Genomic DNA, 18,732 nt, shown 5'->3' with positions numbered 1-18,732 from the left:
TCCGCACCACTGCGGGTGACCCGTGCCACTTTGGGCAGGTACGTCGGGCATGATGTGCGGATGCTCTATGCGGTCATTCCGGCAGGTGGCAGTGGCACGAGGTTGTGGCCGTTGTCCCGCGCTGGCCATCCCAAGTTCCTCCACCCGCTGACCGGCACCAGCGCCTCGCTGCTTCAGGCGACAGTCGAACGGCTCGCGCCGCTGACCACACCGGATCGGACCCTTGTGGTCACCGGTGCCGCGCACGTCGCGGCGGTGGCACGGCAGCTGACGGTGCTGCCGGAGGAGAACATCCTGGTCGAGCCCTCCCCCCGGGATTCCTGCGCGGCGATCGCGTTGGCCGCCGCGGTGATCTCGGCGCGGGACCCGGACGCGGTGATGGGCAGCTTCGCGGCCGACCACCTGATCCGCGACCCGGACAGCTGGGTCTGCACTGTCCAGGAGGCGGTCCGCGGAGCCGAGCAGGGCATGCTGATGACCGTCGGGATCACTCCGACCCGTGCCGAGACCGGCTACGGCTACCTGGAAACCGGCGATCCGACCGAGGGTGTGCCGTGGCGGCCGGTGACCGAATTCAAGGAGAAGCCGGCCGCCGAGGTCGCCGAGGCGTACGTCCGTTCGGGCCGGCACCTGTGGAACGCGAGCATGTTCGTGTGGCGGGTGGACGTCTTCCTCGCCGAGCTGGCCCGCCAGCAGCCGGCGCTGCACGCCGGCGTCGCCGCGATCGCCGCAGCCTGGGGCACCCCGGAGCAGGACGACGTCCTGGGCGCGATCTGGCCGACCCTGCCGAAGATCTCCGTCGACTACGCGGTGATGGAGGGTGCGGCCACTGCGGGTCGGGTAGCGACGGTGCCGGGCGACTTCGGCTGGAACGACGTCGGTGACTTCCACACCCTGGGCGACGTGCTGGCAACCGACGACGCGGGCAACGTGGTGCTCGGCACCGAGGCCAAGCCGGGCGTGCTGCTGCGGGACAGCAGCAACCTCGTTGTCGTCCCGCAGTCGGGTCGGTTGGTGGCCGTGCTCGGCCTGCGCGACCTGATCGTTGTGGACACCCCGGACGCGGTGCTGGTCTGCCCGCGCGACCGGGCGCAGGACGTCAAGGCCCTGGTCGACGAGCTCAAGGAGCGAGGCGAAGAGGGCTACGTCTGAGGGCGGCGAGGCCCGGTGCGATCAGGTGGGCGGTCCCGCCGGCCAGCGGCTCGGGCAGCTGGTCCGGTGGGAACCAGCCCAGCTGCTCGGCCTCGTCGCTGACCTGCTCCACAGCCGAGGGCGGGGCGATCACCGCGAACCGGACGTCGTGGTGCGCCGAGCCGCCCTGACACTGCACCTGGTGCACGTCCACGTCGATCGGCACCGGGTCGATGCGCAGGCCGGCGATCCCGGACTCCTCGGTGGCCTCGCGGAGCGCGGCGGCGACCAGGCTCTGGTCGATCGGCTCGCAGTGCCCGCCGAGCTGCACCCAACGCCCGAACTTGACGTGCAGGCAGAGCAGCACCCGGGAGCCGGTGGAGTCCAGCACCAACGCGCTGGCGGTGACATGCCCGGGGCGGTGCTGCCGGCTCATCGCGACCGGGCCGGCGGCGAGCAGCGCGAGGGTCCGGTCCCGCGCGCCGGCCGCGTCCGGGCTGGTGGGCTGCCAACCCTCCAGCAACGCTGTGGCGTCGGCGTGCAGCGCCCTGTACGCCTCGGGGTCGGTCGTCGGGGCGGTCGGGCCGCCAATCACTGTGTCGGGCACCCCGCCACTGTACGAGCGTGTGCTCCGTACGCTGGCCCGGTGACAGTGCGACTCGTCGAATTCGTGGTGGCCGGTAACGAGGCCAGCGATCTGTTGCCGGTGCGGTCGGCGGCGCTGCTGCGGGCGTACGGTGCCCGGCGGGGCTTCTGGACGGTGCTGGACGAGGGGCCGGTGGAGCGCTGCCTCGCGCTGCTGCTGGAGGGTGACGACGGGGAGTGGACGGCCCTGCACGTGCGGGCCGATGCCGGTGTGGAGAACGGGCGGACCGAGGACGGTGAGGCGCTCGCCCACCACGACGGCTGGGTGTACGTCTTCGGCTCCCACTTCGGCTCGAAGGCTGGCCCGCTGCGACCTCGGCGCGCCTTCGTGGCCCGGTTCCGTGAGGACGACGCGGCGGCCGGGCCGGTGCCGGTGCACGTGGTACGCAACTCGTTTCGACTGCACCGGGCGGTGAACGATGCTCTCGCCGCGTCGCCGCTGACCCTCCTGCCGGCGGGGGAGCGCGTGCGGGAACGGTTCATCGTGGAGACGCTGGCCCGGGGGACCGTCCGTCAGAAGAGCTGGGTGAGCCGGTTGGCCAGCGACGACCAGCCGTTGAACGTGGAGGCTGCGGCGTTCACCCCGGCCGGGACGGTGCTGCTCGGGCTGCGTTTTCCGGTCACCGACGCCGGTGAGCCGATCCTGGTCGAGGTGGCCGGTCTGCCGGGCATGTTCAGTGCCGAGCGGGAGTGGCCGCGGGCGTTGGGCGCGTACGCGTTGACAGGTGTCACTCCACCGGGGGAGCTGGCCGGCTTCCGCGCGATCACCCCGACGTCGGACGGCGGGTACGCGGCCGTGATCGGCTCGATCGACGCGCTGGGCAAGGGGTCGGTACTGCTCGACGACCATCCGGGCGGGGGTGAGGTCACCTCCCGGCACGTCCGCTTCCGGCTCACCGGTGGCGAGGCGGGTGACGGGCGGCGGCTCGTCGGGGAGCAGGTGGCGGACCTGGCCCCGTTTCACCACGTGGAGGGGGTGGCGGAGCTGGACGGACTGTCGTTCTACGTCACGGACGAGGACCATCGGGTCGCGCTCTGGGTCGGCTGAGCCGGCGCGGGGGGCGGGATGACCGGACGGCACCTCTGCGGAACAAGGGCCGCAGACCCTCGTGGTGCCGTCCGATCACCGGGGCCTCCCCGGTCCCGGTGCCCCGGCAGCGCGGGCGTCAAGGACGCGCGGCGCCGTGTTCGGGCATGGGAAGCATGCCGAACCCGCCCCGGAGGCGTCGAGGTTTTTCAGTCCAGGCTTAAAGATGGAGATTAGTGCCGGCCAGGTAGAGTCGAACGGTCATCCGGCCCCCCTGCCGGCGACACAGGAGCGCTCCATGCTGAAGATCCACTTTTCTGGGGAGGACATCCTCCGGACCCGGGTGGCACCGGCGGCGGACCCGGTCTGGGAGCTGGTCCTCAGCCTGCACGTGCTGCGCGGCCGCACCCGCGATCCGCTGACAGCCAACTGGCGGCGCAGCGTGGCCAGGGATCTGCGCCAGGACTCCGCCTCCGAGCAGCTCCGCCTGCTCTTCGCGTTGAACCCGCCGCGTGGCTACTTCCCGGACTTCCTCACCCCGTACGCCAGCGTCGAGGGCTTCGAGGCCGGGCTGGACGCGCTCCGCCGTACCCCCGCCCAGTTGTTGCAGCGGGACCTGAGCGTGCTGGCCGCCGAGAACCAGCTGCCCTCCTCGGCGGCCGCGCTCGCCCGGGGTGAGGTGTCGGCGCTGCACCACCTGGCCGAGTCGATGGAGCAGTACCGGTCGCTGGCGATCAGCCCGTACTGGAGCCGGATCCAGGCCGCGGTCGCGGCGGACCGCACCCGGCGGGCGCGGGCGCTGCTCGACGGCGGCGTCGAGGGCCTGCTCACCAGCCTCCGGCCAACGATGCGCTGGGAGAGCGGGGTGCTTGAGGTCCGCAGCTACCCGCACAGCCGGGAGCTGCACCTGGACGGCCGTGGGCTGCTGCTGGTGCCGTCGTTCTTCTGCGCGGCCACCCCTGTCGCACTGCTCGACCCGGCGCTGCCACCGGTGCTGGTCTACCCGGTGGACCGGCTGGGCGCGCTGGTCTCCGCCGACGCCAGCGCCGCCTCCGGTGCTGCCCGCGAATCACTCGCCGCGCTGCTGGGCCGCACCAGAGCGGCGGTGTTGCAGGCCAGCGACGAGGGCTGCACCACCGGGGAGGTCGCCCGCCAGCTCAACATCTCACCGGCGGCGGCGAGCCAGCACGCCACCGTGCTGCGCAACGCCGGTCTGCTGGTCAGCCACCGCGAACGCAACAGCGTGCTGCACACGTTGACCCCGCTGGGCCGGGCCATGCTGGACGCGTGACCCGGCCATCCGTGCCGGCCGAGGGGGGTCCTACAGGGCGAGCGCGGCGCTCGCCGGGCTGCCAGGCGGTGGCGGCAACAGTGTCGACCCGACGCCCTGGGCGGCCAGGGCGACGCGCAGCCGGTGCAGGTCGGCGCCGAAGCGGACCAGACCCATCGGCTCGACGGGCGTCGGGGCCGAGCCGAGCAGCAGGTCGGCGCCGTCCGGCCACCCGGGCATCTCGGCGACCAGACCGGCGCGTACCTCGGCCTCGTCGACCAGCGTGAAGACCGTGCCGGGGGCGACCACCCCGGCGACCGCGTCGATCGCCCGTCGCACAGCGCTCAGGTCGGCCGGTGTCGGGCCGGGACCGTCGGCCAGGGTGGCGGCGTCGGAGAGCCCCGCGGCGTGGGCCTCGGCGGTACCCAGCGAGAACAGGTCCTGTGCCGCGTCGCGGATCAGCGCCCGCGCGCCACCGGCGTCGTCCGGATTGGCGGCCGGCAGGTAGCCCCGCACCACCGCGACGGGGACCTGATCGCACTTGCCCTTGATCAGTTCGCCGGCACCCGCCAGCTCGTCCACCACCGCCATCTGGGTCAACTGCAACTCGTTGCCGTACGGGTCGACCTCGCCCCGGTGGTCGCGGATGGCCGGCATTCCGGCCACCCCGAGCGCCACGTCGGTGAGCCCGTTGCGCCAGGGCCGGCCCATCGTGTCGCTGATGATCACGGCGAGGTCCAGGTCGTAGCGCTCCCGCAGCGCCTCGCGCAGAGCCCGCGCCGAGGCGTCCGGGTCGACCGGCAGCAGCACCAGTTGGGTCTTGTCCACGTTCGACGCGTCGATCCCCGCCGAGGCCATGACGAAGCCGTGGTGGGTCTGCACGATCCGGGTCGCCCCCCGACTGGCGACCACCCGGGCGGTCTCCCCGGCCAGGACGTCGTCGCGTGCGGCAAGCCGTTCCGGCCCGTCCGCCGGCACGTCGACGAGCCGCCCCTCCGCCTTGGAAACGATCTTGCTGGTCACCACCAGCACATCGCCGTTGCGCAACCACGGCGCAGCAGTCGCGATCACCGCAGCCAGATCGTCACCCTCGGTCACGTGACCGATGCCGAGCACCGGCAGAATTTCCAGCCTCACGTCAACTCCACCGCGGCGCGGACCATTGCCGCCGTCGCCGCCTCGTCCGTCATCCGCAGCGGCACCGCGCGGACCGTCACCTCGGGCACCACGGTGCCCGCGTCCTCCTCGGCCACCAGCCAACCGTCGAGCAGGCCGCCGCTCGCCCGGCCGCCGTAGAGCCGACCCACCCCCGCCGCGCTGCACTCCGTACCGAGCACCGCCAGGCAACGGTCGGCCATCCCCCGCACCGGCGCGCCGCCGATGATCGGGGAGACACCCACCACCGGCGCCGGGCCGTCCGCCACCGCCGCACGCAGCCCCGGCACGGCCAGCACCGGCGCGACGCTCACCACCGGGTTGCTCGGCGCGACCAGCACCAGATCGGCCGAGGCGATCGCGTCCAGCACCCCGGGGGCCGGCTTCGCCGTCTCCGCGCCCACGAACACGAAACGGTGCGTGAGGATGTCGGCCCGGTACCGCACCCACCACTCCTGGAAATGGATCGCCCGCTGACCCTGGTCGTCCTCCACCACGGCATGGGTCTCCAGGCGGTCGTCCGTCGCCGGCAACAGGCGTACGCCCGGCTCCCAGCGGCTGGCCAGCGCCTCGGTGACCGCGCTCAACGGGTAACCGCCGTTGAGCATGGTGCTGCGGACCAGATGGGTGGCGATGTCCTTGTCACCGAGGCCGAACCAGGTCGGCTCCGCCCCGTACGCGGCCAACTCCTGTTTGACAGTCCAGCTCTCGCCGACCCGACCCCAGCCCCGCTCAGGGTCGGCGCCCCCGCCGAGCGTGTACATGACGCTGTCCAGGTCGGGGCAGATCTTCAACCCGTGTAACCACAGGTCGTCGCCGACGTTGACAACGGCGGTCACCTCCGCGCCGACGTCACGGGCGTACGCCCGGACGCCGAGCAGGAACCGGGCGCCGCCGATGCCGCCAGCCAGAACCACGATGCGCATGTCGACCATCCTCGCGCACGTGACGCCTCCGATCCGTGGGTGGCCCGGGAGACTAGGCTCACGTGCGCCCTGTCCGTTGATGCCCCGAGGGGGAGCTCGTGACCAGCCCAGCCGAGCCCGCGTCCGCCGACGCGTCGCAGGCCCGCCAGCTGACCAAGCCGCTACGGGAGCTCGCCGCGCTCGTGCTGCTTGGCGCCAACGCCGTGTTCCTCTTCGTGGGCCTGCTCCGGCTCATCGCCCCGAACGACTACAGCTCCTTCACCGACCGCGCGGGCAGCGCCTTCTACGCGTTCGTCGGAGTGGAGGCGGTGGGCCTCCCACTGCTGGCGGTGCTGTTGGCCACGCACATCTCGCCGGTGTTGGCGAAGGCGAAGCTGATCACACAGGCGGCTGTCGTCGAGTACGCGGTCAGCGCCCTGTTCGGCACGCTGACCATGCTGATCTGGACGGTGGGCCGGCTGGCCGAGGCGGAGGTGCTCGACGCGCTGCTCGGTGTGCTCACCCGGTTCGCCTGGATGGTGATCTTCGCGATCGCCGCCTGGGTCGTCTACACCATCTGGCGTGCCCACTACTACGTGCCGCGAGCCAAGCCGCAGCCGGGCGTCTACGGCCAGCCCCAGCCGGGCTGGCCGCAGCAGCAGGGCGGTTGGCCGGCCCCGGGGCAGCCCGGCGGCCAGCCGCAGGGCGGATGGCCCGCTCCCGGTCAGCCTGGTGGTTACCCGCAGGCCGGCCAGCCCGGTGGTTACCCGCAGGCCGGCCAGTACGGCCAGCAGTCGCCCCCGTTCCAGGCCCCGCAGTCGGCCCCGCCGCACCCGCAGTCCGCGCCGCCGTTCCAGGCCCCGCAGTCCGCGCCGCCGGCGAAACCCGCCCCCCAGTCGGCGCCGCCGTCCCCGGCCGCGCCGCCGCCGTTCGGGCAGCCGCCGTCGGCCGACCCAACTCAGGCGATCCCGCGCCAGTCCGCCGACCCGACCGAGGTCATCTCCCACCCGGCCGACCCGGACACCGACCGCACCCAACACATCAAGCCCAACGACCACCCCGACCAGCCCCGCTGACCCGAAAACCGCGCCGATCTTGCACTTTCGGTAGTCGAAAAGAGCGAGATGTCCCCTAATTCGGGACACAAACTGCAAGATCGCGGGCCGCAGGCACCTGGGGTCCGTCGATCATGGAGTTGTGGTGCCGGATTCGCTCCTTAAAACGCACTTTGTCACCCACCACAACTCCTTGATCGACGCGGGGGTGGGGGTGGGGTGGGGTGGGGTGGGGACCCTGCGGTTAGGGCGGGTTGACGGGGCGGGGCGCGGCGCGTACGCGGCACGGTGCGGGCGCGAGCGCGTCACGGGCGCGGCAGGGCGCGTGTCACGGGCGTGGCAGGGTGCGCGGTGCGGGCGCGGTGGCGGGGCGCGGCACCCGGGACGGGCGTGGTGGGGACTGGTTGGGTGGCGTGGGGCTGCGCATAGGGTGAGTGGATGGTTGATCGCACCCACTCCGGCCCGAGCGATGCGAGCGTGCGGCGGGCCCTGGGCCGGGCTACGAACGGGCGGGCGCTGGATGTCGACGAGGCGACCGCGCTGCTGTCCGCTCGTGGCGACGCGCTCGACGAGTTGCTCCGGCTCGCCGGGGGCATCCGCGACGCCGGGCTGCGGGACGCCGGGCGGCCGGGTGTGGTCACGTACTCGAAGAAGGTTTTCATTCCGCTGACCCGGCTCTGCCGGGACCGCTGCCACTACTGCACGTTCGCGACGGTGCCGCACCGGCTGCCGGCGCCGTTCCTGGACCGCGACGAGGTCCTCGCGATCGCCCGGGCCGGTGCCGCGCAGGGCTGCAAGGAGGCGCTGTTCACCCTGGGTGACCGACCGGAGGAACGCTGGCCGGCGGCCCGGACCTGGTTGGACGAACGCGGTTACGACTCGACACTGGACTACCTGCGCGCCTGTGCGGTGGCGGTGCTGGAGGAGACCGGCCTGCTGCCGCACCTCAACCCCGGGGTGCTGTCCTGGTCGGAGCTGCAACGACTCAAGCCGGTCGCGCCGAGCATGGGCATGATGCTGGAGACGACAGCGACCCGACTCTGGTCCGAGCCGGGTGGTCCGCACTTCGGCTCACCGGACAAGGAGCCGGCGGTCCGGTTGCGGGTGCTTGAGGACGCGGGCCGGGTCGGGGTGCCGTTCACCACCGGCATCCTGATCGGCATCGGGGAGACTCCGGCGGAGCGGGTGGAGGCGCTGTTCGCGATCCGCCGCGTCCACCGGGAGTACGGCCACCTCCAGGAGGTGATCGTGCAGAACTTCCGCGCCAAGCCGGACACGGCGATGCGCGGCATGCCGGACGCGGAGCTGCACGATCTGGCCGCCACCGTGGCGGTGGCCCGGTTGCTGCTGGGCCCGAAGGCCCGGATCCAGGCACCGCCGAACCTCATCGCCGGCGAGTACGACCTGCTGCTGCGCGCCGGCATCGACGACTGGGGCGGCGTCTCCCCGCTCACCCCCGACCACGTCAACCCGGAGCGCCCCTGGCCGCAGATCGACGAGCTGGCCCGGCACAGCGAGCTGGCCGGGTTCACGTTGCGGGAGCGGTTGACGATCTACCCCGAGTACGTGCGCGCGGGTGACCCGTGGCTCGACCCACGGTTGCTGCCGCACGTCGGTGCCCTGGCCGACCCGGCGACGGGCATGGCTGTCGAGTCGGCGATGCCGCAGGGACGGCCGTGGCAGGAGCCGGAGGAGGTGTTCGGCGGGCGGGTCGACCTGCACGCCACGATCGACACCACCGGCCGCACCGACGACCGGCGTGGCGACTTCGACAGCGTCTACGGCGACTGGTCCGAGGTGGCTGGCAAGGTCACCCCGGAGGCGACAGCCCGCCGGGCGGGCGTACCGGTGGCGCCGGCCGGCAGTGGTGCGGACCGTGACCTGGCGGCCGGGCTGCGGCTCGCCGCCGACGACCCGGCGGCGCTGCTCGACCCCGGGCACACCGATGCCGCGCTGGCGCTGTTCGGTGCGGACGGGCCGGCGCTCGACGAGTTGTGCCGCCTCGCCGACGACGTGCGCCGCTCGGCGGTCGGCGACGACGTCACCTACGTGGTCAACCGCAACATCAACTTCAGCAACGTCTGCTACGTGGGCTGCCGGTTCTGTGCGTTCGCGCAGCGTGAGCGGGACGCCGACGCGTACCGGCTCTCCGTCGAACAGGTCGCGGACCGGGCCGAGCAGGCGTGGGCCCTCGGCGCCAGCGAGGTGTGCCTCCAGGGTGGCATCGACCCGAAGATGCCGGTCACCGGGTACGCCGACATCGTGCGCGCGATCAAGGCCCGGGTGCCCGGGATGCACGTGCACGCGTTCTCTCCCATGGAGATCGTCACCGCCGCCGCGAAGGCCGGGGTGCCGGTCCGTGAGTGGCTGCTCCAGTTGCGCGAGGCCGGGCTGGACACCATCCCGGGCACCGCCGCCGAGATCCTCGACGACGACGTGCGCTGGGTGCTGACCAAGGGCAAACTCCCGGCCGCCGCCTGGGTCGAGGTGGTCAGCACCGCCCACGAGCTGGGCATCCGGTCCAGCTCCACGATGATGTACGGCCACGTCGACCACCCCGGACAGTGGCTGGCGCACTTCCGGGTGTTGGCCGGGGTGCAGGACCGCACCGGCGGGTTCACCGAGTTCGTGGCGCTGCCGTTCGTGCACACGAATGCTCCGATCTATCTGGCGGGTATCGCCCGACCCGGGCCGACCTGGCGGGAGAACCGGGTGGTGCACGCCATGTCCCGGCTGCTGCTGCACGGTCGGATCGACAACATCCAGTGCTCCTGGGTGAAGCTCGGCGACGAGGGCACCGTCGCGATGCTCCAGGGCGGCTGCAACGACCTCGGCGGCACGCTGATGGAGGAGACGATCTCCCGGATGGCCGGCTCCGACAACGGTTCGGCGCGTACCGAGGAGCAGTTGCGGGCCATCGCGAAGGCCGCCGGTCGTCCGGCGCGCAAGCGGTCGACTGCGTACGGTCACGCCCGGCCCTGACGTCGAACCTTTCCCCGCCACCGGCCGTACCACGCGATGCCGGTGGCGGTCGCGGCGAGGACCGCCGCCGGTGTCCCCTCAGGGGCCCGGCGGCGTCGCGAGACGGCACCGGACCCGTCCGTCTCCGCGGGCGCGCTCGCGCCACCGCCGGAAAGGTTGCCCATGACCAGTGATCAGCGGAAGCGGCAGTGGCCGCGACTGACCCGCCGGCAGACGTTGACCGCCGCGGCCAGCGCCACCCTCGGCGCCGCCGCGCTCACAGTGCCAGGCCTGTCGGCCGCGCAGAACGCCCCGGGCGCGGCCGGGCGAGCCGACGAACCGATCGTCGTTCATCTGCGGGACGCCGACTCGGGAACGATGGACGTCTTCGTCGGTGAGACGCGCATCGAGGTACGCGACCGCGGCCTGGCGGACCGGCTGCGGCGCGCCGCCCGGCGCTGACCCGCCCCCTCCGCCCCGCCATCCTGTCCCCGCCCAGTGAGGTTGGTCCGTCATGTCTTCCCACCGCGAGGCCCCGGAGATAGCCAAGGATCCGGTCGCCGACAGCTCCGACCTGTACGCGTTCGTCAGCCCCGACAAACGCGACACGGTCACGTTGATCGCCAACTACGTGCCGTTGCAACTCCCCTCCGGGGGTCCGAACTTCTTCGAGTTCGGTGACGACGTGCGCTACGAGATCCATATCGACAACGACGGTGACGGTCGTCCGGACGTCACCTACCGGTTCGAATTCACCACGGAGATCACGAACCCGAACAGTTTTCTCTACAACACCGGCCCGATCGATTCGCTTGACAGCAGGACCTGGAACCGGCGGCAGTTCTACAGCCTGACCCGGGTGGCCGACGGCCGCGAGCACCGGCTGGCGCACAAGCTGCAGTGCCCGCCGTGCAACGTCGGCCCGCTGTCCACCCCGAAGTACGCCGACCTGGTGCGGCAGGCCACCTACTCGCTCTCCACGGGGGAGCGGGTCTTCGCCGGGCAGCGCGCCGACGGGTTCTTCGTCGACCTCGGGGCGATCTTCGACCTCGGCACGCTGCGGCCGTTCCAGCAACTGCACGTCGCCGGGAAGAAGATCTTCAAGGCCGAGGGTGAGCCGGTGAACGCCACCGACCGGATGAACGTGCACAGCATCGCGGTGCAGGTGCCGCTGGAGCGGGTGCGTCGGCGCGCCAACCGGTATGGTGCCGCGGATCGGGCGTCGGTGATCGGGGTGTGGACGTCGGCGTCGCGTCGGCAGGTGCGGGTGCTCGGCGACCGGGGTGGGGCGGACACCAGCACCGGCCCATTCACCCAGGTATCGCGGTTGGGCAATCCACTGTTCAACGAGGTCATCGTGCCGATGTCCAAGAAGGACCTGTGGAATTCGCTGCCGCCGTCGGAGGACAAGCGGTTCGCCCAGTTCGTCGAGCAGCCGGAGCTGGCCGCGTTGCTGCCGGCGCTCTACCCGGACGTCTTTCCCAACCTGGACAAGCTCACCAAGGCGAAGAAGGCCCGGGCCGACCTGGTGGCGATCCTGCTCACCGGCGTGCCGGCCGGGCTGATCGACGGCTTCACCAACAGCACCGGCGACGTGCAGGCCGACATGCTGCGACTGAACACGGCGATCCCACCCACCAGGCGTCCGGACCGGTTCGGGGTGCTCGGTGGCGATCTGGCCGGGTTCCCGAACGGGCGTCGGGTCGGCGACGACGTGGTCAGCATCGCGTTGCGGGCCATCGCCGGGGTCACCGTTCCGCTGGTGGACAAGACGTTCCAACCGGACGCGGCGGCCGCCGCCGTCACCCCGGGGCTGAGCGCCGCCGACGTGACAGCGCCGTTCCTCGGAAACTTCCCCTACCTGGGTACGCCGTACGACGGGTTCAACAACCCGTCGGCGGCGTCCTGATCGGGCGAAGGGCGAACTGGATGCACGAGCACGCCTACGGGCCGTCGGAGACCGGGACCGTCATCCTCGATCTGGGCGGCGACACCGGCGCCCTGATCGTCTACACGGGTCGGGATCTGCACGGCCGGGAGATCGAGATCAGTCGCGACGACGACCGGCGGGTCCACTCGGCGGTGCGGGAGCGTCGGGTGCGGGACGGTTCGTTCCACAGTGCGGTCTATCCCGATCTGCCAAGCGGAATTTATACCGTCTGGTGGGACGATCGTACGCCCGCCGGCACAATCTCTGTCCATGGTGGAGAGATAGCCGAGTTCGCCTGGCCCAGCAGCAGTTTCGGGGCCGCCGGCTGACCCCGGAACATCGGTTTCACCACCGCGCCCCGTCCACATTGTGGACGGGGCGCGAGTGCTGTCCGCAGCTCGACGGGCAGTCTGCGCCGCACCGCGTTAACCTGTCCCCCACCAAGATCAGCTTAGGGGTGGAGGTCCCTGGTGCCGTCCGGTCGGCGACTCGTCGGAGAAGCGCCACGGCAGAAAAGTCGGGCAACTCGCCGGAGAGGGCGTTACTCGGCCGGGGTCTGAATCGATAGGGCAGGTTGCGAGGCTGGACGGCCCGAGTGGCCGGCCGAGGGTGTCGGGAGGGCGACTCCATTATCAAGTTTGGCTTGACGGCGCACGCATTACACGCGTGTAATTTGAATGGGGTTGTTCGCACGGAACGCAACAAAACGGGACCGGACGGACAAGCACGCCTTTCGCGTGGGGGGTTGCAGCGGCGATGACGCCGGTGCGCGACAAGGAGGCATTTGATGGACGGCCAGCTTGAGGTGGCCGACCTGCTCGGAAACGCGCCGGAGTGGCAGGAGCGGGCGTTGTGCTCGCAGACCGACCCCGAGGCGTTCTTTCCCGAGAAGGGCGGCTCGACCCGCGAGGCGAAGCGGATCTGCTCGCGTTGCGAGGTCAAGACCGAGTGCCTCGAATACGCACTGGGTCACGACGAGCGGTTCGGCATCTGGGGTGGGCTCTCCGAGCGGGAGCGGCGCAAGTTGAAGCGGCGGGCTGCCTGAGCGGTTCGAGGTCTGGGCGGTGCAGGTCCAGCGCGGGGGACGGCCTGAGCGGTTCGAGGTCTGGGCGGTGCAGGTCCAGCGCGGGGGACGGCCTGAGCGGTGTGAGGTCGAGGCGGTGGGGGCCGCCCGACTCTCCGCCCGGGGTTGGCTCAGGCGAGCTCGTCCGGGTCCACCCCGAGAAGGTTCGCCACCTGTTCGATGATCACGTCATGGACGAGATCGGCGAGGTCCTCACGGTCCATCGCCCGGAACTCCAGGGGCCGCCGGTACAGCACTATCCGCGGCGGCACCTCCTGCCGGCCCGGGCGGCCGGGCAGCAGCCGGGCCAGCGGGACCTCGCCATCCTCCAGTACGTCCGAGTCGTAGACGTTCAGGTCCGGCGGGACATCCTCAACCGCGAACTCGACCCCGGCCAGTTCCTTGGCGAACCGACGCTCCAGCGTCTCGACGGTGTCCAGGACCAGGTCGTCGAAGACCTCGGCCTTGGTCCGCGCCAGCGGCACGGTGGCCGGAACCAGCCGTCCGCGCAGGCCGCGCCCGTGCCGGTCACGATGCGCACGCCGGCCGGGGCCGGTGCGGCGGTGTTCCGGGCTCGTCATGAGGCAAAGGGTAGCGCCCGTCCCGGGCTGGTCAGCGGCAGCGCCGCTCCAGTGGCGCGGCGCGCCCAGGACGGTCGACTGTGATCACCATGACGGGCGTGTCGCAACGCGAAGCGATGCGCCGGACCCGGTAATGGAGATACCCTGCCGCACGTGAGGTCACCACGGCGCTGCTCCCGTAACGGCTGCCCCCGGCAAGCGGTCGCCACATTGACCTATGTCTACAACGAGTCGACAGCGGTGGTGGGGCCGCTGGCGGCGTTCGCCGAGCCGCACACGTACGACCTCTGCGAGCCGCACGCCCGCAGCCTGACCGCGCCGCGGGGCTGGGACGTCGTCCGACACGAGGGCGAGTTCGAGCCGCCACCGCCCACCACTGACGACCTGGTCGCGCTGGCCGAAGCGGTCCGCGAAGCCGCCCGCCCGGCCCCCCGCCCCCCGGAGCCGGACCAGAACCGTCCCGAGAACCCCCACCAGACCGGCCGCCGAGGCCACCTCCGAGTAATCCCCCCCAACCACTAACCCGCCCCCGCCCTGGCCCTCCGGCCCGGCCTCCGGCTCCGCCCGTTCGGCGTTGATCATGAAGTTATTGCCACCCGCCTCGGCGTGTCCGGGCAATAACTTCATGATCAACAAAGGTGCCGGTTGGGGTTAGAGCTTGGTCCAAGCTTGGGTTAGGACTGTGCGGAGGATCTGCTCGATCTCGTCGAAGTGCCGCTGCTCGGCGATCAGGGGTGGGGCCAGTTGGATGACCGGGTCGCCCCGGTCGTCGGCCCTGCAGTAGAGGCCCGCCTGGAACAGGGCTGTCGAGAGGAAGCCGCGCAGCAGGCGCTCCGACTCGGCCTCGGTGAAGGTCTCCCGGGTGGTCTTGTCTTTGACCAGTTCAATGCCGTAGAAGTAGCCGTCGCCGCGGACGTCGCCGACGATCGGCAGGTCGTGCAGCTTCTCCAGGGTGGCCCGGAAGGCGTCCTCGTTGGCGCGTACGTGCCCGACCAGGTCCTCTCGGGCGAAAACCTCCAGGTTGGCCAGGGCCACCGCGCAGGAGACAGGGTGCCCACCGAAGGTCACGCCGTGGGCGAACATGCCGGTCTCGGTGAGGAAGGGTTCCATCAGCCGGTCGCTGGCGATCATTGCGCCGAGCGGGGCGTAGCCGGAAGTGATGCCCTTGGCGGTGGTGATGATGTCCGGCTGGTATCCGTAGCGCACCGCGCCGAAGTACTCGCCCAACCGCCCCCACGAGCAGATCACCTCGTCCGAGACGAGCAGCACGTCGTACGCGTCGCAGATCTCCCGTACCCGCCGGAAGTAGCCGGGCGGCGGTGGGAAGCATCCGCCGGAGTTCTGGACCGGCTCAAGGAACACCGCGGCGACCGTGTCCGGCCCTTCCCGCTCGATGGCCCGACCGATCTCGTCGGCGGCCCACCGGCCGAACGCCTCGGGGTCGTCGCCGTGCTCGGGCGCCCGGTAGAAGTTCGTGTTCGGCACCTTGATCGCGCCCGGCACCAGTGGCTCGAAGTCGCTCTTGATGCCGGGCAGGCCGGTGATCGACAGGGCGCCCATGGAGGTGCCGTGGTAGGCGATGTACCGGCTGATCACCTTGTACTTGTTGGGCTGCCCGGTGCGCTTGAAGTATGCGCGGGCCAGCTTCCACGCCGCCTCGACGGCCTCGGAGCCGCCGGTGGTGAAGAAGATCCGGTTGAGCTCGCCGGGGGTGAGCGCGGCGATCCTCTCGGCAAGCTCGATGGCCTTCGGGTGCGCGTACGACCAGAGCGGGAAGTAGGCCAGCTCACCGGCCTGCTTGGCGGCGGCCTCGGCCAGCTCGGTGCGGCCGTGGCCGGCGTTGACCACGAAGAGTCCGGCGAGCCCGTCCAGGTAGCGGCGACCCTGCGCATCCCACACGTACGCTCCCTCGCCGCGCACGATGGTCGGCACCTCACCGGCGGAGTAGCTCGCCATCCGGGTGAAGTGCATCCAGAGGTGGTCGGTGGCGTTGGCCATGTCAGCCCCATCGGTCGTCGGGCCGGTCAAAGGGGTGAAGCCGGCCGCTCTGCCAACGGTTATCGCACAGCCCCGACCTCCGAAGCAAGTGTTATCGGCGGTATCACGGCCGGTTGGCGACGGATTTAGCGCAGAGTTGTAGCCGATGCAACGGAATCCGCACCACTGTTGCCGGGTTGATCGGCGGTCCGCGAGAGTCCGAGGTGCGCTGGTGGCCGCCTTTGGAGCTGAATCGTTTGCGACATCACGGCTGCCCTGTCACGGCTGCCTTGTCACGGCTGCCTTGTCACAGATGCCCTGTCGCCGCCGCTCCACGAGCCCTGCCGGGGTTCGCGCCGTCGACCAGACAGGCCGGCTCGTCGCCGGGGGGTCTGCTGGTCTGTGTATGGGGGTCGGCCGGCTCGTCGCCCGACAGGTCTGCTGGTTTGTGCGTGGGGGTCGGCCGGCTCGTCGCCCGACAGGTCTGCTGGTTTGTGTGTGGGGGTCGGCCGGCTCGTCGCCCGACAGGTCTGCTGGTTTGTGCGTGGGGGTCGGCCGGCTCGTCGCCCGACAGGTCTGCTGGTTTGTGCGTGGAGGTCGGCCGGCCCGCCGATTCGTTTGCGACATCAGCTCCAAAGGGCCCGGCTGGTAGTAGCGCCTCCCTCCGGCCGCCGGCTCGATCCACTCCGGATCGCCGAGATCGCGGTGTTCGGGCGTGGTTGACACCGCGATATTGGTGAACTCGAGTGGATCAAGCGCGAGCGCCGGGGCTGGGAGGCGGGGGTCGTCCCCGGGGTGACGCGGTCGGGGCGTCGGGGTTGGGTCGGGGTCGGGGCGGCGCGGTCAGGGTGACGGGTCGGGTGACGCGGGTCGGAGCGCGGGGGTGGGGTGGCGTGGGTCAGGTGGCGCGGGTGACGCGGTGGGCGCGGCCGGGGTCGCTGGCCACTGATCCACTCGGGCTCACGGAAACCGGGGCGTCGGGGCGGTCCCGACACCCCGGCTTCCTGAAGACCGCGTGGATCAAGCGCCGCGTGGATCAAGCGCCGCGTGGATCGAGCGCCGCGTGGATCGAGCGCCGCGTGGATCGAGCGCTGCGTGGAGCACAACGGTGGCGGCGTCAGGCCGTACCCCAGGTGTAGGTCTGTTTGCGGAGTTTGAGATAGACGAACGCCTCGGTGGAGAGCACCCCGGGCACCGCGCGCAGCCGTTGCAGGATCTCCAGCAGGTGGTCGTCGTTGCGGCAGACCACCTCGGTGAGCAGGTCGAACGACCCGGCGGTGATCACCACGTAGTCGACCTCGTCCAGCTCGGCCAGCCGATCCGCGACCGCTTCCAGGTCGCCGTCGGTACGTAGGCCGATCATCGCCTGCCTGTTGAAGCCGAGCTGGAGCGGATCGGTCACCGCCACGATCTGCATCACACCGGAGTCGAGCAGCCGCTGCACCCGCTGGCGGACCGCCGCCTCGGACAGCCCCACAGCCTTGCCGATCGTCGCGTACGGGCGACGGCCGTCCTCCTGAAGCTGCTCGATGATCTGCTTGGCCACGTCATCCAGCAGAGCGTGATTGGCACCGTCACGGACAGCGACGCGTCGACCGCCATTGCTGTTCTCGTGCTGCCGGTTTGTCATTGCCCGCTCCCCATGTCCCGAATCGTGATGTCGCGCGTGTATCCCCGCGTAGTCTGGCGTATTTCGTCGTGTATCGCTATTCCCGCAACGGAATCCCTTGTAAGGGAGGTCACCTCATGCCAGGATCAGTCGTCCATGGCACTTGACCCTCCCGACATTCCCGCCGGCGTGCCTCCCCGTCCCGCCCGCCGACGATGACCCCCTAGGAGTCGTCATGCGTACTCCCCTCCGGCCCCTCTCCCGGCGTGGACTGCTCACCGGCACTCTCGGTTCGGCCGCCCTGCTCACCATGGGCGGCAGCCTCGCGGGCTGCGGCACCAAGGGCGCGCAACAGACCGAAGCTGGCTGCGTCAGCGAGGACCTCTCCGGCACCGAGAAGAAACTCGCCTTCGCCAACTGGCCGCAGTACATGGACGTGGACGACACTGACGAGTCCAAGCGACCGAGCCTCGACGAGTTCATCACGAAGACCGGCATCCAGGTGACCTACACCGAGGACATCAACGACAACAACGAATTCTTCGGCAAGGTGCAGAACCAGCTCGCCGCCTGCCAGAGCACCGACCGGGACATCATCGTGCTGACCGACTGGATGGCGGCCCGGATGATCCGGCTCGGCTGGATCCAGAAGTTGGACCCGGCGAAAATCCCGAACGTGCAGGCCAACCTGCTTCCGTCGCTGCTCAACCGCCCCTTCGACGCCGAGAACCGGATCTCGATCCCGTGGCAGTCCGGCCTCGCTGGCCTTGCCTACAACGGCAACGTCACGAAGGAACTGCGGACTGTCGACGAACTGCTCACCCGCCCCGACCTCAAGGGCAAGGTGACAGCGCTCAGCGAGATGCGCGACACCATGGGCCTGCTGCTCGGGTCGAACGGGCACGACCCGGCGAACTTCACCGCCGCCCAGTTCGACGACGCCCTCAACAAGCTCAAGAAGGCAGTCGACTCCGGGCAGATCCGCAAGTTCACCGGCAACGACTACGCGCCGGACCTGGCCAAGGGCGACATCGCCGCGTGCATCGGCTGGTCCGGCGACGTCATCCAACTGTCCGGTGAGGACGAGAAGGTGCGCTTCGTCGCGCCGGACTCCGGCGTGATGCTCTACAGCGACAACATGATGGTCCCCAACAAGGCCACCCACAAAGGCAACGCCGAAGCGCTGATCAACTACTACTACGAGCCGGCGGTCGCGGCGAAGCTCGCCGCCTACGTCAACTACATCTGCCCGGTCACTGGCGCTCAGGCCGAGATGGAGAAGATCGACCCCGAGCTGGCCGCCAACCCGCTGATCTTCCCGGACGAGGCGCTGCTGTCGAAGTCCAAGGTGTTCATGGCCCTGGACGAGAAGCAGGAGAAGGAGTACGAGGGCAAGTTCCAACAGGTCATCGGGGCGTGACGA

The 18,732-nt window shown here is 70.7% G+C and carries 17 protein-coding genes; 11 read left to right on the top strand and 6 right to left on the bottom strand.

All coding sequences use genetic code 11. From position 1 onward, the window contains the following. Positions 1 to 60: 60 nt before the first annotated feature. Complete coding sequence (locus AB0B94_RS09855) at positions 61 to 1,152, top strand: sugar phosphate nucleotidyltransferase (RefSeq protein WP_357270848.1); 1,092 nt, start codon at positions 61 to 63, stop codon at positions 1,150 to 1,152. Here AB0B94_RS09855 and AB0B94_RS09850 read toward each other — a convergent pair. Next, positions 1,121 to 1,738 carry an NUDIX domain-containing protein gene (locus AB0B94_RS09850; protein WP_357270845.1) on the bottom strand — a complete coding sequence of 206 codons (618 nt, stop codon included), beginning with the start codon at positions 1,736 to 1,738 and terminating at the stop codon, positions 1,121 to 1,123. The genes AB0B94_RS09855 and AB0B94_RS09850 overlap by 32 nt on opposite strands. 39 nt (positions 1,739 to 1,777) lie before the next feature. Here AB0B94_RS09850 and AB0B94_RS09845 point away from each other — a divergent pair, with 39 nt between their 5' ends. Further along, the gene (locus tag AB0B94_RS09845; RefSeq protein ID WP_357270842.1) at positions 1,778 to 2,824 is read left to right on the top strand and encodes a hypothetical protein; all 1,047 of its coding nucleotides are present in this window, start codon (positions 1,778 to 1,780) and stop codon (positions 2,822 to 2,824) included. 277 nt (positions 2,825 to 3,101) lie between these two features. Continuing rightward, positions 3,102 to 4,094 (top strand): winged helix-turn-helix domain-containing protein, encoded by a 993-nt coding sequence (locus tag AB0B94_RS09840; protein ID WP_357270839.1) that lies wholly within the window; start codon positions 3,102 to 3,104, stop codon positions 4,092 to 4,094. Between the two features lie 30 nt (positions 4,095 to 4,124). Here AB0B94_RS09840 and AB0B94_RS09835 read toward each other — a convergent pair whose 3' ends face one another. Together AB0B94_RS09835 and cofD are read right to left on the bottom strand one after the other, a co-directional pair. Beyond that, on the bottom strand, positions 4,125 to 5,210 hold the full coding sequence (locus tag AB0B94_RS09835; RefSeq protein ID WP_357270836.1) for a coenzyme F420-0:L-glutamate ligase: 1,086 nt from the start codon (positions 5,208 to 5,210) through the stop codon (positions 4,125 to 4,127). Continuing rightward, the gene (gene cofD / locus AB0B94_RS09830; protein ID WP_357270833.1) at positions 5,207 to 6,154 is read right to left on the bottom strand and encodes a 2-phospho-L-lactate transferase; all 948 of its coding nucleotides are present in this window, start codon (positions 6,152 to 6,154) and stop codon (positions 5,207 to 5,209) included. Before cofD ends, AB0B94_RS09835 begins: the two co-directional genes overlap by 4 nt. Before the next feature lie 98 nt (positions 6,155 to 6,252). Here cofD and AB0B94_RS09825 point away from each other — a divergent pair, with 98 nt between their 5' ends. The 6 genes from AB0B94_RS09825 (at position 6,253) to AB0B94_RS09800 (ending at position 13,124) form a co-directional block, all read left to right on the top strand. Beyond that, on the top strand, positions 6,253 to 7,209 hold the full coding sequence (locus tag AB0B94_RS09825) for a hypothetical protein (protein WP_357270830.1): 957 nt from the start codon (positions 6,253 to 6,255) through the stop codon (positions 7,207 to 7,209). A 417-nt stretch (positions 7,210 to 7,626) separates the two neighbouring features. After that, positions 7,627 to 10,170, top strand: a complete 2,544-nt coding sequence (locus tag AB0B94_RS09820) for a bifunctional FO biosynthesis protein CofGH (protein ID WP_357270827.1) — start codon at positions 7,627 to 7,629, stop codon at positions 10,168 to 10,170. A 162-nt stretch (positions 10,171 to 10,332) separates the two neighbouring features. After that, complete coding sequence (locus AB0B94_RS09815; RefSeq protein WP_196921188.1) at positions 10,333 to 10,611, top strand: hypothetical protein; 279 nt, start codon at positions 10,333 to 10,335, stop codon at positions 10,609 to 10,611. Positions 10,612 to 10,663: 52 nt separating this feature from the next. Further along, positions 10,664 to 12,058, top strand: a complete 1,395-nt coding sequence (locus AB0B94_RS09810; RefSeq protein ID WP_357270824.1) for a DUF4331 domain-containing protein — start codon at positions 10,664 to 10,666, stop codon at positions 12,056 to 12,058. Positions 12,059 to 12,078: 20 nt separating this feature from the next. Continuing rightward, positions 12,079 to 12,408: a phospholipase gene (locus AB0B94_RS09805; protein ID WP_357270821.1), complete on the top strand. Its 330-nt coding sequence runs from the start codon at positions 12,079 to 12,081 to the stop codon at positions 12,406 to 12,408. Positions 12,409 to 12,866: 458 nt separating this feature from the next. Then, positions 12,867 to 13,124 (top strand): WhiB family transcriptional regulator, encoded by a 258-nt coding sequence (locus AB0B94_RS09800; protein WP_007455784.1) that lies wholly within the window; start codon positions 12,867 to 12,869, stop codon positions 13,122 to 13,124. Positions 13,125 to 13,273: 149 nt separating this feature from the next. On the opposite strand, the gene AB0B94_RS09795 is transcribed toward AB0B94_RS09800, so the two are convergent. Continuing rightward, the gene (locus AB0B94_RS09795) at positions 13,274 to 13,723 is read right to left on the bottom strand and encodes a metallopeptidase family protein (protein WP_238666626.1); all 450 of its coding nucleotides are present in this window, start codon (positions 13,721 to 13,723) and stop codon (positions 13,274 to 13,276) included. A 153-nt stretch (positions 13,724 to 13,876) separates the two neighbouring features. Here AB0B94_RS09795 and AB0B94_RS09790 point away from each other — a divergent pair, with 153 nt between their 5' ends. Then, positions 13,877 to 14,245, top strand: coding sequence for a DUF3499 domain-containing protein (locus AB0B94_RS09790; RefSeq protein WP_091394110.1), 369 nt, complete (start codon positions 13,877 to 13,879; stop codon positions 14,243 to 14,245). 129 nt (positions 14,246 to 14,374) lie between these two features. Here AB0B94_RS09790 and AB0B94_RS09785 read toward each other — a convergent pair whose 3' ends face one another. Then, positions 14,375 to 15,721, bottom strand: a complete 1,347-nt coding sequence (locus AB0B94_RS09785) for an aspartate aminotransferase family protein (protein WP_357270816.1) — start codon at positions 15,719 to 15,721, stop codon at positions 14,375 to 14,377. A gap of 1,096 nt (positions 15,722 to 16,817) precedes the next feature. Then, a complete protein-coding gene (locus tag AB0B94_RS09780; protein ID WP_091394101.1) occupies positions 16,818 to 17,330 on the bottom strand; it encodes an Lrp/AsnC family transcriptional regulator in 513 nt (170 codons plus the stop codon). Between the two features lie 214 nt (positions 17,331 to 17,544). Between AB0B94_RS09780 and AB0B94_RS09775 the strand changes: the two genes are divergently transcribed. Continuing rightward, positions 17,545 to 18,729: a spermidine/putrescine ABC transporter substrate-binding protein gene (locus AB0B94_RS09775; protein WP_357270813.1), complete on the top strand. Its 1,185-nt coding sequence runs from the start codon at positions 17,545 to 17,547 to the stop codon at positions 18,727 to 18,729. Positions 18,730 to 18,732: the final 3 nt, after the last annotated feature.

The organism is Micromonospora sp. NPDC048986 (genome assembly GCF_040649335.1).
Taxonomy (GTDB): Bacteria; Actinomycetota; Actinomycetes; order Mycobacteriales; family Micromonosporaceae; genus Micromonospora; species Micromonospora alfalfae.
Note: the sequence above shows the minus strand (reverse complement) of the source record. Positions and strands in the feature narration are given on the sequence as shown.